At 71.7% G+C, this 13,975-nt stretch carries 14 protein-coding genes; 7 read left to right on the top strand and 7 right to left on the bottom strand.

Annotated features, from left to right (window positions below; translation table 11 throughout):
* Nucleotides 1-45 precede the first annotated feature (45 nt).
* The 5 genes from acs to IEY91_RS35665 all read left to right on the top strand — a co-directional run bounded on the left by acs (nucleotide 46) and on the right by IEY91_RS35665 (nucleotide 5,578).
* On the top strand, nucleotides 46-2,046 hold the full coding sequence (gene acs / locus IEY91_RS35685) for an acetate--CoA ligase (protein ID WP_189177133.1): 2,001 nt from the start codon (nucleotides 46-48) through the stop codon (nucleotides 2,044-2,046).
* A 240-nt stretch (nucleotides 2,047-2,286) separates the two neighbouring features.
* On the top strand, nucleotides 2,287-3,684 hold the full coding sequence (nhaA, locus tag IEY91_RS35680; RefSeq protein WP_229697446.1) for a Na+/H+ antiporter NhaA: 1,398 nt from the start codon (nucleotides 2,287-2,289) through the stop codon (nucleotides 3,682-3,684).
* A 123-nt stretch (nucleotides 3,685-3,807) separates the two neighbouring features.
* A complete protein-coding gene (locus IEY91_RS35675) occupies nucleotides 3,808-4,305 on the top strand; it encodes a phage holin family protein (RefSeq protein ID WP_164322395.1) in 498 nt (165 codons plus the stop codon).
* Complete coding sequence (locus tag IEY91_RS35670) at nucleotides 4,302-5,252, top strand: alpha/beta fold hydrolase (RefSeq protein WP_164322397.1); 951 nt, start codon at nucleotides 4,302-4,304, stop codon at nucleotides 5,250-5,252. The genes IEY91_RS35675 and IEY91_RS35670 overlap by 4 nt, the downstream gene beginning before the upstream one ends.
* A 128-nt stretch (nucleotides 5,253-5,380) precedes the next feature.
* Complete coding sequence (locus IEY91_RS35665) at nucleotides 5,381-5,578, top strand: hypothetical protein (protein ID WP_164322399.1); 198 nt, start codon at nucleotides 5,381-5,383, stop codon at nucleotides 5,576-5,578.
* A 38-nt stretch (nucleotides 5,579-5,616) separates the two neighbouring features.
* Here the strand turns inward: IEY91_RS35665 and IEY91_RS35660 are convergent, their stop codons facing one another.
* From IEY91_RS35660 to nth, 3 genes are all read right to left on the bottom strand, one after another.
* On the bottom strand, nucleotides 5,617-6,819 hold the full coding sequence (locus tag IEY91_RS35660; RefSeq protein ID WP_189177132.1) for a MarP family serine protease: 1,203 nt from the start codon (nucleotides 6,817-6,819) through the stop codon (nucleotides 5,617-5,619).
* 72 nt (nucleotides 6,820-6,891) lie between these two features.
* On the bottom strand, nucleotides 6,892-7,719 hold the full coding sequence (locus IEY91_RS35655; protein ID WP_189177131.1) for an NUDIX hydrolase: 828 nt from the start codon (nucleotides 7,717-7,719) through the stop codon (nucleotides 6,892-6,894).
* Nucleotides 7,720-7,864: 145 nt separating this feature from the next.
* Nucleotides 7,865-8,719, bottom strand: coding sequence for an endonuclease III (gene nth, locus IEY91_RS35650; protein ID WP_189177130.1), 855 nt, complete (start codon nucleotides 8,717-8,719; stop codon nucleotides 7,865-7,867).
* Nucleotides 8,720-9,129: 410 nt separating this feature from the next.
* Between nth and IEY91_RS35645 the strand changes: the two genes are divergently transcribed.
* Both IEY91_RS35645 and IEY91_RS35640 read left to right on the top strand, forming a co-directional pair.
* Nucleotides 9,130-9,804 (top strand): Crp/Fnr family transcriptional regulator, encoded by a 675-nt coding sequence (locus tag IEY91_RS35645; protein WP_016642758.1) that lies wholly within the window; start codon nucleotides 9,130-9,132, stop codon nucleotides 9,802-9,804.
* 178 nt (nucleotides 9,805-9,982) lie between these two features.
* On the top strand, nucleotides 9,983-10,864 hold the full coding sequence (locus IEY91_RS35640) for a nucleotidyltransferase domain-containing protein (RefSeq protein ID WP_189177129.1): 882 nt from the start codon (nucleotides 9,983-9,985) through the stop codon (nucleotides 10,862-10,864).
* A gap of 15 nt (nucleotides 10,865-10,879) precedes the next feature.
* Here IEY91_RS35640 and IEY91_RS35635 read toward each other — a convergent pair whose 3' ends face one another.
* The 4 genes from IEY91_RS35635 to sp36 all read right to left on the bottom strand — a co-directional run bounded on the left by IEY91_RS35635 (nucleotide 10,880) and on the right by sp36 (nucleotide 13,795).
* The gene (locus IEY91_RS35635; RefSeq protein WP_164322407.1) at nucleotides 10,880-11,710 is read right to left on the bottom strand and encodes an MBL fold metallo-hydrolase; all 831 of its coding nucleotides are present in this window, start codon (nucleotides 11,708-11,710) and stop codon (nucleotides 10,880-10,882) included.
* 466 nt (nucleotides 11,711-12,176) lie between these two features.
* A complete protein-coding gene (locus IEY91_RS35630; RefSeq protein ID WP_189177128.1) occupies nucleotides 12,177-13,073 on the bottom strand; it encodes an NUDIX hydrolase in 897 nt (298 codons plus the stop codon).
* A gap of 96 nt (nucleotides 13,074-13,169) precedes the next feature.
* Nucleotides 13,170-13,637: a RidA family protein gene (locus IEY91_RS35625; protein WP_164322412.1), complete on the bottom strand. Its 468-nt coding sequence runs from the start codon at nucleotides 13,635-13,637 to the stop codon at nucleotides 13,170-13,172.
* On the bottom strand, nucleotides 13,634-13,795 hold the full coding sequence (gene sp36 / locus IEY91_RS35620) for a Sp36 family protein (protein WP_003975360.1): 162 nt from the start codon (nucleotides 13,793-13,795) through the stop codon (nucleotides 13,634-13,636). Before sp36 ends, IEY91_RS35625 begins: the two co-directional genes overlap by 4 nt.
* Between the last annotated feature and the right edge of the window lie 180 nt (nucleotides 13,796-13,975).

Genomic DNA, 13,975 nt, shown 5'->3' with positions numbered 1-13,975 from the left:
AATTCCTAGAAGCCCTTGTCACCGGGGCCGGGTGTCTGATGAGCTGTGGCCGGGGACACAACGGACACCCTGGGAAAGGGACATGTCGTGAGTAACGAAAGCCTGGCCAACCTGCTTCGTGAGGAGCGCAGGTTCGCGCCACCGGCCGAGCTGGCGGCGCACGCCAATGTCACGGCGGAGGCGTATGAGCAGGCCAAGGCTGACAGGCTCGGCTTCTGGGCCGAGCAGGCCCGCCGGCTGACCTGGGCCACCGAACCGACCGAGACGCTCGACTGGTCGAACCCGCCGTTCGCGAAGTGGTTCAAGGACGGCAAGCTCAACGTCGCGTACAACTGCGTCGACCGCCATGTCGAGGCGGGCAACGGCGACCGCGTGGCCATCCACTTCGAGGGTGAGCCCGGCGACAGCCGGGCCATCACCTACGCCGAGCTGAAGGACGAGGTCAGCCGCGCGGCCAACGCCCTGACCGAGCTGGGGATCACCGCGGGCGACCGGGTCGCCGTGTATCTGCCGATGATCCCCGAGGCGGTCGTGGCGATGCTGGCGTGCGCCCGCATCGGCGCCGCGCACTCGGTGGTCTTCGGCGGATTCTCGGCGGACGCCATCGCCGCGCGCATCCAGGACGCCGACGCCAAGCTCGTCATCACCGCCGACGGCGGCTACCGCCGGGGCAAGCCGTCCGCGCTGAAGCCCGCGGTCGACGAGGCCGTCGGCCGCGTACAGGGTGTCGAGAAGGTGCTCGTCGTCCAGCGCACCAAGCAGGACGTGGCCTGGACCGAGGGCCGTGACGTGTGGTGGCACGACGTCGTCGGCAAGCAGTCCGCCGAGCACACACCCGAGGCGTTCGAGGCCGAGCAGCCGCTGTTCATCCTCTACACCTCGGGGACGACGGGGAAGCCGAAGGGCATCCTGCACACGTCCGGCGGCTATCTGACGCAGGCGTCGTACACCCACCACGCGGTCTTCGACCTCAAGCCGGAGTCCGACGTCTACTGGTGCACGGCCGACATCGGCTGGGTCACCGGCCACTCGTACATCACGTACGGACCGCTGTCGAACGGCGCGACGCAGGTGATCTACGAGGGCACCCCGGACACCCCCCACCAGGGCCGGTTCTGGGAGATCGTGCAGAAGTACGGCGTCACGATCCTGTACACGGCGCCGACGGCGATCCGTACGTTCATGAAGTGGGGCGACGACATCCCCGCCAAGTTCGACCTCAGCAGCCTGCGGGTGCTCGGGTCGGTCGGCGAGCCGATCAACCCCGAGGCGTGGATCTGGTACCGCAAGCACATCGGTGCCGACAAGTGCCCGATCGTGGACACCTGGTGGCAGACCGAGACCGGCGCCATGATGATCTCGCCGCTGCCCGGCGTGACCGAGACCAAGCCCGGCTCCGCGCAGCGGGCGCTGCCCGGGATCGCGGCGACGGTCGTGGACGACGAGGCGCGCGAGGTGCCGGACGGCGGCGGTGGCTATCTCGTGCTCACCGAGCCGTGGCCGTCCATGCTGCGCACGATCTGGGGCGACGACCAGCGGTTCATCGACACGTACTGGTCCCGCTTCGAGGGCAAGTACTTCGCGGGTGACGGCGCGAAGAAGGACGACGACGGGGACATCTGGCTGCTCGGCCGGGTGGACGACGTCATGCTCGTCTCCGGGCACAACATCTCCACCACGGAGGTCGAGTCGGCGCTCGTGTCGCACCCGGCCGTGGCCGAGGCCGCGGTCGTCGGTGCCGCCGACGAGACCACCGGACAGGCCATCGTCGCCTTCGTGATCCTCCGGGGCACGGCGAACGCCGAGGACGAGGGGCTGGTCGCCGGGCTGCGCGACCACGTGGGCAAGACCCTCGGGCCCATCGCCAAGCCCAAGCGGGTGCTGCCCGTGGCGGAGCTGCCGAAGACCCGTTCCGGGAAGATCATGCGGCGGCTGCTGCGGGACGTGGCGGAGAACCGCCAGCTCGGTGACGTGACCACGCTCACGGACTCGTCCGTGATGGACCTGATCCAGTCCAAGCTCCCGGCCGCACCCAGCGAGGACTGACCCACTCAGAAGCACCACCGGAGCACCACCGGAGCACCGCTCCAGCACTCAAGAGGCACCCGGCGCCACCCGCGCCGGGTGCCTCTTTTGTGCTTACAGTGAATTTCGCCGGATAAGTCCAGGCGCACGGTTAGGTAAGCTAAGGATCAACGTCAACAACGCGACAAGAAATACCTAGGTGCGCCGGGAAGTCTGGTCGGCATGTGCTCAGCCCTGCCTACCGACCGGAGGTCGACTCTCGTGGCCGCGCCCGCCAGCAGCAACCGCAAGTTTCTCGGACGTCTCTCCCTGCCCGAGCGGAACTTCGTCGCGGAGGCGCTGCGGACCGAGACCGTCGGTGGCGTACTCCTCCTCATCGCCGCCATCACGGCGCTGATCTGGGCGAACACCCCGATCAAGGAGAGCTACGAGAGCGTCAGGGACTTCCACATCGGACCCGGCTCGCTCGGCCTCGACCTCTCCATACAGCACTGGGCGGCCGACGGGCTGCTCGCGGTCTTCTTCTTCGTCGCCGGTATCGAGCTCAAACGAGAGCTCGTCGCCGGCGATCTGCGTGAACCCAAGGCCGCCGCGCTGCCCGTGATCGCCGCGATCTGCGGCATGGCCGTGCCGGCGCTCGTCTACACGCTGGTGAACACCCTCGGCGGCGGCGCGACGGACGGCTGGGCCGTGCCGACCGCGACCGACATCGCCTTCGCGCTCGCGGTCCTCGCGGTCATCGGCACCTCGCTTCCGTCGGCGCTGCGCGCCTTCCTGCTGACGCTCGCCGTCGTCGACGACCTCTTCGCGATCATGATCATCGCGATCTTCTTCACCAGCGACCTGAACTTCGCGGCGCTCGGCGGCGCGGTCCTCGGCCTCGCGGTCTTCTGGCTGCTGCTGCGCAAGGGCGTACGCGGCTGGTACATCTACGTTCCGCTGGCCCTGGCCATCTGGGGGCTGATGTACAACAGCGGCGTCCACGCCACCATCGCCGGTGTCGCCATGGGCCTGATGCTGCGCTGCCACAAGGAGGAGGGCGAGCGGCACTCCCCCGGTGAGCACATCGAGCATCTCGTACGTCCCCTCTCGGCGGGGCTCGCCGTGCCGCTGTTCGCGCTGTTCAGCGCCGGTGTCGCCGTCTCCGGCGGGGCGGTCGGGGACGTCTTCACCAAGCCGGAGACGCTCGGCGTCGTACTCGGACTCGTGGTCGGCAAGGCCGTCGGCATCTTCGGCGGCACCTGGCTCGCGGCCCGCTTCACCAAGGCCGAGCTGAACGAGGACCTGGCCTGGCCGGATGTGTTCGCGGTGGCCTCGCTCGCCGGAATCGGCTTCACTGTCTCGCTGCTCATCGGGGAACTCGCGTTCAGCGAGGACCCGTTGCTCACCGACGAGATCAAGGCCGCCGTGCTGATCGGCTCGCTGATAGCGGCCGTTCTCTCCGGAGTCCTGCTGAAGATGCGCAACCGCAAGTACCGCGCGCTGTGGGAGGACGAGGAGCGCGACGAGGACCTCGACGGCATCCCCGACATCTACGAACAGGACAATCCGGACTACCACCTGCGTATGGCGGAGATCTACGACAAGAAGGCCGCCGAGCACCGCAGACTTGCTCAACTGTCAGCCGGATCGAGCGACAGGCACGATGGTCCGGCATGATCTGATCTGACCAGAACTTCCGCGCGCACAGCCGCCAAGGCCGTCCGCGCGGACAGGTCCGCGAGCAGGGAACGCGGACAGGTCCGCAGGCAGAGAAGAAGTCAGAGAAATGAGGAGCAAGCGATGAGCGCACCCGACGGTCCCGTCGGCACCGAACGCAGCCTCGGCCAGCTCGTCTCCGCGGCGAGCAAAGAGATGTCGGAGCTGGTGCACGATGAGATCGCGCTGGTCAAAGCCCAGCTGACGCAGGACGTCAAGCGCGGTGCGATCGGCAGTGCCGCGTTCATCGCGGCCACCGCCGTCCTCATCTTCTCGCTGCCGATGCTGAGCTTCGCCCTGGCCTACGGCATCCGCACCTGGAGCGGCTGGAACATGGCCATCTGCTTCGTGCTGTCGTTCGCGGCGAATGTCCTGGTGGCCGGACTTCTGGCGTGGATCGGCGTGGTCTACGCGAAGAAGGCCGCGAAGGGCAAGGGACCGCAGAAGGCCGCGGCCGCCGCCAAGGAGACCGCCGCCGTACTGGGCAACGTCAAGCCGCACCCGCGCGCCGTGGCCCCTGCGGGCGCCCTTGAGCTGGAGTCCGGTGAGCGGGCCGAGGCTGTGGCACGCTCGACTGCATGACGGACCAAGCCCCACCCACGGCCAGGCCCACGGCGGCGACTCCCGCGACCGTACGGATCGAGGGCCCCTGGACGCACCGGGACGTCGCCGCCAACGGCGCCCGCTTCCACATCGCGGAGCTGGGCGAGGGCCCGCTGGTGCTGCTCCTGCACGGCTTCCCGCAGTTCTGGTGGACGTGGCGGCACCAGCTCGTCGCGCTCGCCGACGCGGGCTTCCGCGCGGTGGCGATGGACCTGCGGGGCGTGGGCGGCAGCGACCGCACGCCCCGCGGCTACGACCCGGCGAACCTGGCCCTGGACATCACGGGTGTCGTACGTTCCCTCGGCGAGCCCGACGCCGCGCTCGTCGGGCACGACCTGGGCGGCTACCTGGCGTGGACGGCCGCCGTGATGCGGCCCAAGCTGGTGCGCCGCCTCGCCGTCTCCTCGATGCCGCACCCGCGGCGCTGGCGCGCGGCGATGCTGCGGGACCGCAAGCAGACGGCGGCCGGGTCGTACGTGTGGGGCTTCCAGCGGCCCTGGCTGCCCGAGCGGCAGCTCGTCGCGGACGACGGGGCCCTGGTGGGGCGGCTCGTGCGGGACTGGTCCGGGCCGAGCCTGCCGGACGACGAGGCCGTGGAGACGTACCGCCGCGCCATGTGCATCCCCTCGACGGCGCACTGCGCGATCGAGCCCTACCGCTGGATGGTGCGGTCCCTGGCGCGGCCCGACGGGATCCAGTTCAACCGGCGCATGAAGCGGCCGGTGCGGGTGCCGACGCTGCATCTGCACGGCTCCCTGGACCCGGTCCTGCGCACGCGCAGCGCGGCCGGCTCGGGCGAGTACGTCGAAGCGCCCTACCGCTGGCGGCTGTTCGACGGTCTCGGGCACTTCCCGCACGAGGAGGACCCGGTGGCGTTCTCCAACGAGTTGGTGTCCTGGCTCAAGGATCCCGAGCCGGACCGGTAGAACGTTCGTCACGGTTCGTCACCCCCGCAGGGAACTACTGTCCTACGAACGCCAATTGCCTGCCGCATAGGCCAATTGGGGCCCTTGGGCGCGGTTACCGACCTTGAGGCACGGGCACACGTCCGGGTATGGGCTGGACGCACGACTACAGTGACGTAGCACGCAAGCGCCGGACGGCCACCGTGGTGAACGGCCACGAGAGGGGCGGTCCGCACGATCCGGGACACCCCGGCCACGCGGCTTCCGCTCAGGCCATCGGCATCCCGCGCATCCTGCGCCGCAGGGCCCGCTGGATGTCCGCGCGGCTGCGGCACACCCGCGACTGACGCGCCGCGCCCCCGCAACTGACCCGCTCCGGGGCTCTCTAGAGCGCGCACCCCTGGCTGTCGACCTCCTGGTTGGCGGTGCGGCCGCGCTCGATGTCCTCGCGCACCTCGTCCGCGGTCAACGCGTACCCGGTGTCCGGGTCGTCGAGGGACTTGGCGAACACCACGCCGTAGACCTTGCCGTCCGGGGTGAGCAGCGGGCCGCCGGAGTTGCCCTGGCGGACCGTGGCGTACAGCGAGTACACATCGCGGCGGACCGTGCCCCGGTGGTAGATGTCCGGGCCGTTGGCCGTGATGCGGCCGCGCACGCGCGCGGAGCGCACGTCGTAGGGGCCGTCCTCGGGGAAGCCCGCCACGATCGCGCTGTTGCCGCTCTGCGCGTCGGTGGGGGTGAACTGCAGCGCGGGGGCGCGCAGGGTCGGTACGTCGAGCACGGCGATGTCGCGCTTCCAGTCGTAGAGCACGACCTTGGCGTCGTACTTCTCGGCCTCGCCCCCTATCTGCACCTTGGGCTCGTCGACGCCGCCGACCACGTGCGCGTTCGTCATGACGCGGCGCGGGGCGAACACGAAGCCGGTGCCTTCGAGGGCCTTGCCGCAACTGTGCGCGTCACCGCTGACCTTCACGATGGAGCGCTTGGCCTCGGCGGCGACCTTGCTGCCCGCGAGCTTGGGGTCCGGGGGCTGCACGTCCTTGATGGGCTCGTCCGAGAACGGGCTGAAGACCTGCGGGAAGCCGTTGCGCGCGAGGACGGAGGAGAAGTCCGTGAACCAGGTGTCGGCCTGGCCGGGCAGGGCGCGGTCGACGCCGAGCAGCACCTTGGAGTTGCGGACCTCCTTGCCGAGTGTCGGCAGTGTCGTGCCCGCGAGCAGGGAGCCGATCAGCCAGGCCACGAGCAGCATGGCGACGACGTTGACCAGGGCGCCGCCGGTGGCGTCCAGGGCTCTGGCGGGCTGCCAGGTGATGTACCTGCGCAGCTTGTTGCCGAGGTGGGTGGTGAAGGCCTGGCCGACCGAGGCGCAGACGATCACGACGACCACGGCGACGACGGCCGCGGTCGTGCTGACCTTGTCGCCCTTGTCGGTCAGGGCGTCCCAGATCACCGGCAGCAGATACACGGCGACGAGGCCGCCGCCGAGGAAGCCGATCACGGAGAGGATGCCGACGACGAAACCCTGGCGGTAGCCGACGATCGCGAACCACACGGCGGCGAGCAGCAGCAGGATGTCCAGCAGGTTCACGGATTCAGTCCTCGCCTCGCATCAGTCCCCGCCTCGCCTCGCCTCGTGATCGCCGTGGTCCCCGCAACCTTGTCATGAGCCCCAGTCGAGCGGGACCTGCCGGTCCCGGTCCCAAGGGAGCTCCCAGCCCGCGTAGTGCAGCAGTCTGTCGATCACGCCTGCGGTAAAACCCCAGACCAGGGCGGACTCGACGAGGAATGCGGCGCCCTTGTGCCCGCTCGGGTGGACCGTCGTCGCGCGATTCGCGGGGTCCGTGAGATCGGCCACGGGGACCGTGAAGACGCGGGCCGTCTCGGCCGGGTCGACCACGCCGACGGGGCTCGGCGCGCGCCACCAGCCGAGCACGGGCGTCACCACGAAGTCGCTCACGGGGATGAACAGGCTCGGCAGCACGCCGAAGAGCTGGACGCCGCTCGGGTCGAGGCCGGTCTCCTCCTCGGCCTCGCGCAGCGCGGCCCGCAGCGGGCCCTCCACGCGCGGGTCGCCGTCCTCCGGGTCGAGGGCGCCGCCGGGGAACGAGGGCTGGCCCGCGTGCGAGCGCAGGGAGCTCGCACGCTCCATGAGCAGCAGTTCGGGGCCGCGCTCGCCCTCGCCGAAGAGGATCAGGACCGCGGACTGGCGGCCCGCGCCGCTCTCCGGCGGCAGGAACCGGCTGAGCTGGTCCGGCCGGACGGTCTCGACGGCGCGCGTCACCGGGGCCAGCCACTCGGGCAGCCCCTCGGCGGTGAGCAGGCCCTGGGCGGTGAGGGCGTGGTGGCCGCCGCGGGGGGCGGGAGCGGCGCCATGGCCGTCGGGGGCGGGGGCGGGGGTGGCGCCATGGCCGTCGGGGGCGTGCTCGCGCCCGGTGCCGTCGCTCATGTTCGTGTCGCCCGTATGCGTCTCGGTTTCGCCTGTGTGCATGTCGCTCGCGTGCGTCATCGGCACCCCCGTCCGTCTCTGCACAACGCCCTCCGCACCGCGGATGGTTCCGCCGGCTCCGCTGGTTCCGCCCGCTCCTCCGGTCCCTCGTGCCCGTCGCCGCGCGGGCTCGCGTCCGGTCGCCGGATCACCCGGCGGCGCCAAGGGGCGGCGCGGGCCTGCCCGGGTAGCCCGGCGGGGGCTTGAGCCGCTGGCCGGGCGCTCCCCCCATCTCGTACTTCAGGAGCTTCTTGGCCTTTTCGGGGTCCGTCTCGCCCTCTCCGTACGAAGGACAGAGCGGGGCGATGGGGCAGGCGCCGCAGGCGGGCTTGCGGGAGTGGCAGATGCGGCGGCCGTGGAAGATCACGCGGTGCGAGAGCATCGTCCACTCGCTCTTCGGGAAGAGCGCGCCGACGGCGGCCTCGACCTTGTCCGGATCCGTCTCCTCGGTCCACTTCCAGCGGCGCACCAGGCGGCCGAAGTGGGTGTCGACGGTGATTCCGGGGACTCCGAAGGCGTTGCCGAGCACCACGAAGGCGGTCTTGCGGCCCACGCCCGGCAGCTTGACCAGGTCCTCTATGCGGCCGGGCACCTCGCCGCCGAAGTCGTCCCTGAGCGCTGCCGAGAGGCCCATGATCGATTTCGTCTTGGCGCGGAAGAAGCCGGTCGGGCGGATCAGCTCCTCGATCTCCTCGGGGTTGGCCGCGGCCAGGTCCTCCGGCGTGGGGTACTTGGCGAAGAGGGCGGGGGTGGTCTGGTTCACCCGCAGGTCCGTCGTCTGGGCCGACATGACGGTGGCGACCAGGAGCTGGAAGGGGTTCTCGAAGTCCAGCTCCGGGTGGGCGTACGGATACACCTCGGCGAGCTCGCGGTTGATCCGGCGGGCCTGGCGCACGAGGGCCGTCCGGGATTGCGGGGGTTTGGGCTTCTTGAGGGGCGTTGCGGCTTTCCCTTTCGCGGGAGTCGCGTCCCCGGAGCCCTCCGACACACCTCGTTTCGCCATGGCGCCAGCGTAAGGGCCAGCACTGACACGGACGGCGGAGATGCGCACTTGTCATCGCGATGTTGACCTTCACGAAGACGGGCGCGCGCCCCCCGTTCACACCCCGCGCAACGCCCGTTTTGTCCGATTCTCCAGGGTGGCGGAAGCATGTTCGCCCACAGCAGAATTCGGCAGGACAACCGTGACCGCCGCCCCCGTGGCCTGTGCTCTCACGGGCCTGGGAGCAGATGTCCGACCCACGTCCGGACGTCCGTATCCGCCGCCGGTCCCCCGGATCGGCCCCCAATTGGCCCCCTTCCGCATTGCCTCCGTCACAAGTGCGGCAGACTTGAGTGACTGATCACACTGTTTGAACCGTCCGGCAAACTGGGGGCACCGTCCCCTGATGCAGGTCGACAAGGAGAGAACTCGTGGACGACGTTCTGCGGCGCGCCCCGCTCTTCGCGGCGCTCGATGACGAGCAGGCCGCGGAGCTCCGCGCCTCCATGAGTGAGGTGACGCTCGCGCGCGGGGACGCGCTTTTCCATGAGGGCGACCCCGGAGACCGCCTTTACGTGGTCACCGAGGGCAAGGTGAAGCTCCACCGCACGTCCCCGGACGGCCGCGAGAACATGCTCGCGGTGCTCGGCCCCGGCGAGCTGATCGGTGAGCTCTCGCTCTTCGACCCGGGCCCGCGCACGGCCACGGCGTCCGCCCTCACCGAGGTCAAGCTGCTCGGCCTCGGCCACGGCGACCTCCAGCCCTGGTTGAACGCCCGCCCGGAGGTGGCCGCCGCCCTGCTGCGCGCCGTCGCCCGGCGCCTGCGCAAGACCAACGACCAGATGTCGGACCTCGTGTTCTCCGACGTCCCCGGCCGCGTGGCCCGCGCCCTGCTCGACCTGTCGCGCCGCTTCGGCGTGCAGTCCGAGGAAGGCATCCACGTGGTGCACGACCTCACCCAGGAGGAGCTGGCCCAACTGGTCGGCGCCTCCCGCGAGACGGTCAACAAGGCCCTCGCCGACTTCGCGGGCCGCGGCTGGCTGCGGCTGGAGGCCCGCGCGGTGATCCTGCTCGACGTGGAGCGCCTCGCGAAGCGCTCGCGCTGACGCTGTTTCGGCACGCGGCCGGCGTACTTCTGTACGCGGCTGACGCTGCTTCCGTACGGAGCCGAGGCTTCGTACGCGGTCGGGGCCGCCCCTGGAGTCGGGGGCGGCCCCGCGCCACAAGTCGGCTTTCGGGCAAAATTGCGTGCCCTGCGCGCCCGCACGCTGCACAGTGGGCCCCATGGGCACCGTCAGTCGTGGGACCGCCGGTCGAGGCACCGCCAGCCGTGGCGGTCGTGGACTCGACAGTCAGGGCTACATCGAGCGTGAGGGCTCGCTGGGGCGGGTGCGGGACGCCTTCCGGCCCGCCGTCGCCACCGCGCGTGACCGCGTCGCCGAGGTCTTCGGCAAGCGGCTCGACAGCGCGTATCTGTACGGCTCCGTGCCCCGCGGCACCGCGCGCGTGGGCCGCTCCGACCTCGACCTGCTGCTCGTCCTGCGCGAGGAGCCGACGCCGGACGACCGCGCCGACGCGGACGCCGTCGCCGCGGCCGTCGACGCCGAGTTCGCCGAGATCGACGGCGTGGGCGTCCTCCTGTCGAGCCGCGCGCAGGTCCTGAGCGAGCTGGAGACGTACGACCTCGGCTGGTTCGTCGCCTGCCTCTGCACGCCCCTGCTCGGCGAGGACCTGGCCGAATTCCTGCCCCGCTACCGGCCCGACAGCCTCCTCGCCCGCGAGACCAACGGCGACCTGGCCCTGTTCCTGCCCCGCTGGCGCGCCCGCGCCGCCGAGGCCGAGGCCGACCCCGCCGCACTGCGCGCCCTCGCCCGCCGCGCCTCCCGGCACCTCGTCCGCACCGGCTTCACGCTCGTCATGCCCCGCTGGGGCGGCTGGACCAGCGACCTCACGGAGATGGCGGAGGCGTTCGGCGCGTACTACCCGCGGTGGGCCGAGCGGATGCGGGCGGCGGCCGACATGGCGTACGAATCCGCCGCGGGCGCCGACACGAACGAGCTGAAGCAGGCCCTGCGGGAGTACACCGACGTGATCGGGCCCTGGCTCGCCGAGGAGTACGCCACGGTGCACGGCACGAAGGCACCGCGGCCGGCCGCGACCCCCTAGAACCCGCCCGCGCCCCTAGACCAGCCCGTGCTCCCGCAGATAGTCCAACTGCGCCCGCACCGAAAGCTCCGCCGCCGGCCACAGGGAGCGGTCCACGTCCGCGTACACGTGCGCCACCACGTCGCCCGGCTCCGCGTACCCGTTCTCGACCGCCGTCTCCACCTGGGCGAGGCGGTGCGCCCGGTGCGCGAGGTAGAACTCGACCGCGCCCTGGGCGTCCTCAAGGACCGGGCCGTGGCCCGGCAGGACCGTGTGCACGCCGTCGTCGACCGCCAGGGAGCGCAGGCGGCGCAGTGAGTCCAGGTAGTCGCCGAGGCGGCCGTCGGGGTGGGCGACGACCGTGGTGCCGCGGCCGAGGATCGTGTCGCCCGTCAGGACGGCCTGGTCGGCGGGCAGATGGAAGCAGAGGGAGTCGGCGGTGTGTCCGGGCGTCGGTACGACGCGCAGCTCCAGGCCGCCCGTCGTGATCACGTCGCCCGCCGCGAGGCCCTCGTCGCCGAGGCGCAGCGCCGGGTCGAGGGCGCGGACCTTGCTGCCGGTCAGCTCGGCGAAGCGGGCGGCGCCCTCGGCGTGGTCGGGGTGGCCGTGCGTGAGCAGGGTGAGGCCGACGCGGTGTCCGGCCGCCTCGGCCGTCGCGATCACGCGGGTGAGGTGCCCCTCGTCGAGCGGGCCGGGGTCGATGACGACCGCGAGGCCGGAGCCCGGTTCGGCGACGATCCAGGTGTTGGTGCCGTCCAGGGTCATCGCGGACGGGTTGGGCGCGAGGACGTTGACGGCGCGGTCGGTGGCGGGGCCGCCGAGTACGCCACCGCGGGGCTGGCCGGGAAGGGCGGCTGCTTCGGTCATACGGGGGTGACTCCCGTCGGGGCTTGGGGTGTGGGGCGCGGGGCCACGGGGTGGGCCGGGGCGGGCGGCCGCGGTGGGTGCGCGTGTGGGGGGCGGGGGTTCGCCGGGTGGGGCGGGGGCGACGGGTGCGGCAGGTGCGCGTGCGCGGGGCGCGGCTCCACCGAGTGGGCCAGGGCCGACGGGTGCGCACGTGCGGGGCGCGGCTCCACCGGGTGCGGCGAGGTCACCGGCTGCGCCAAGTGCGCACGTGCGGGGCGCGGGCCCACCGGGTGGGCCAGGGGCGACGGGTGCGCATGTGCAGGGCGCGGCTCCATCGGGTGCGGCGGGGCCGACGGCTGCGCCAAGTGCGCACGCGTAGGGCGCGGGCCCACCGACCGCGACGAGGCCACCGGCTGCGCCAAGGGCGCACGTGCGGGGCGCGGGCCCACCGGGTGCGGCGGAGCCACCGGCTGCGCCAGGCGGGTCGTCATGCCGCGCCGCCCGTCGGGATGTGTTTCGTGAACTCGTCGTGGCCCGGCCAGGTGAGGATCAACTCGCCGTCCTCCAGACGGGCTTGGGCCAGGACGGGGGGCAGGTCGCGGGTCTCGGCGGCGGCGAGGGCGTCGGCGGCCGTCGCGCAGGCGGTGAGCTGGCGGAGCGTGGCGATGGTCGGCGGCATCATCAGGAGTTCGCCGCGGTCGTAGCGCTCGGCGGCGTGCGCGGGGTCGATCCAGACGGTGCGGTCGGCCTCCGTGGAGGCGTTGCGGGTGCGCTGGCCCTGCGGGAGCGCGGCCACGAAGAAGAAGGTGTCGTAGCGGCGGGGTTCGAACTCCGGGGTGATCCAGCGGGCCCACGCGCCGAGGAGGTCGCTGCGCAGGACCAGGCCGCGGCGGTCCAGGAACTCGGCGAAGGACAGGTCCCGGGCGACCAGGGCGGCGCGGTCCGCCTCCCAGTCGGCGCCCGTGGTGTCCTCGATGACGGTGTCCGGGGTGGGGCCCGCGAGCAGCACGCCCGCTTCTTCGTACGTCTCGCGGACGGCCGCGCACACGGTGGCCTGGGCGGCCGCCTCGTCCAGGCCCAGGCGGGCCGCCCACACCGTGCGGGGCGGTCCGGCCCAGCGGACGTGGTGGTCGTCGTCGCGGGGGTCGACCCCGCCGCCGGGGTACGCGTACGCGCCACCGGCGAAGGCCATGGAGGCGCGCCTGCGCAGCATGTGCACTTCGGGGCCCGCCGTGCCGGTGCCCCCGGCGCCGACCGAGGTCGCGGTGTCCCGCAGGAGCATGACCGTGGCCGCCCGGCGGGGCCGGGCAGGCGTCAGCTCGCCCGCCGCGAGGGCACGGATGCGGTCGGGCCACTCCGGTGGGTACCACTGCCCATTTGCCATGGGCGGAGGCTATCCGGTGTGGTGCGGATGTTCGAGGGGCCTTTTGTGGCGTACGCCGGGTGGGACGCAAGCCTCAGGGAAGCAACCCCATGGACGTCAGGGAAGCAGCTCCACCAGTACCTCGACCTCCACCGGAGCGTCCAGGGGCAGGACCGTCACGCCGACCGCGCTGCGGGCGTGGACGCCCTTGTCGCCGAGGACCTCGCCGAGGAGTTCGCTGGCGCCGTTGATGACGGTGGGCTGGCCGGTGAAGTCGGGGGCGGAGGCGACGAAGCCCGTGACCTTCACGACGCGCGCGACGCGGTCGAGCTCACCGGCGACGGACTTGACCGCCGCGAGCGCGTTCAGCGCGCAGGTGCGGGCCAGGTCCTTGGCCTCCTCGGGCGTGACCTCCGCGCCGACCTTGCCGGTGACCGGCAGCTTGCCGTCCACCATGGGGAGCTGGCCGGCCGTGTACACGTACACACCCGACTGGACCGCGGGCCGGTACGCCGCGAGCGGCGGGACGACCGCGGGCAGGGTCAGACCGAGTTCGGCGATGCGCGCCTCGACCACGCCGCTCATGCCTGCTTCTCCCGCTTCAGGTAGGCCACGAGCTGCTCGGGGTTGTTCGGCCCGGGGACGACCTGGACGAGCTCCCAGCCGTCCTCGCCCCAGGTGTCCAGAATCTGCTTCGTGGCATGGACGAGCAGCGGCACGGTTGCGTATTCCCACTTGGTCATACGGCGAGGGTAATGCCTGGCACCGGGGGCCTCACGAACACCCACTGTCCGGCGCCCCTAGGGGTCGGGTCAGGGGCCGGTGGGGGCAGCCACATGCGTAGCCCGCCGGGCGACTGGTTAGACGCCTCACGTCGCTAGAAGTCAAGCCGCGGCGGCGAGCGGGGCAGGGAAGGCGGTCTG

The sequence above is a fragment of the Streptomyces lasiicapitis genome (assembly GCF_014646335.1).
Classification (GTDB): Bacteria; Actinomycetota; Actinomycetes; order Streptomycetales; family Streptomycetaceae; genus Streptomyces; species Streptomyces lasiicapitis.
The sequence above is the reverse complement of the archived record's forward strand: the minus strand, read 5'-3'. Positions and strand labels throughout refer to the sequence as shown.

Excerpts from the sequence above, each read along its gene's own strand:
- IEY91_RS35675 (WP_164322395.1), top strand. The coding sequence starts at position 3,808 with ATGAGCGCACCCGACGGTCCCGTCGGCACCGAACGCAGCCTCGGCCAG.
- IEY91_RS35670 (WP_164322397.1), top strand. The coding sequence starts at position 4,302 with ATGACGGACCAAGCCCCACCCACGGCCAGGCCCACGGCGGCGACTCCC.
- IEY91_RS35665 (WP_164322399.1), top strand. The coding sequence starts at position 5,381 with ATGGGCTGGACGCACGACTACAGTGACGTAGCACGCAAGCGCCGGACG.
- IEY91_RS35655 (WP_189177131.1), bottom strand. The coding sequence starts at position 7,719 with ATGCACACAGGCGAAACCGAGACGCATACGGGCGACACGAACATGAGC.
- nth (WP_189177130.1), bottom strand. The coding sequence starts at position 8,719 with ATGGCGAAACGAGGTGTGTCGGAGGGCTCCGGGGACGCGACTCCCGCG.
- IEY91_RS35640 (WP_189177129.1), top strand. The coding sequence starts at position 9,983 with ATGGGCACCGTCAGTCGTGGGACCGCCGGTCGAGGCACCGCCAGCCGT.
- IEY91_RS35635 (WP_164322407.1), bottom strand. The coding sequence starts at position 11,710 with ATGACCGAAGCAGCCGCCCTTCCCGGCCAGCCCCGCGGTGGCGTACTC.
- IEY91_RS35630 (WP_189177128.1), bottom strand. The coding sequence starts at position 13,073 with ATGGCAAATGGGCAGTGGTACCCACCGGAGTGGCCCGACCGCATCCGT.
- IEY91_RS35625 (WP_164322412.1), bottom strand. The coding sequence starts at position 13,637 with ATGAGCGGCGTGGTCGAGGCGCGCATCGCCGAACTCGGTCTGACCCTG.
- sp36 (WP_003975360.1), bottom strand. The coding sequence starts at position 13,795 with ATGACCAAGTGGGAATACGCAACCGTGCCGCTGCTCGTCCATGCCACG.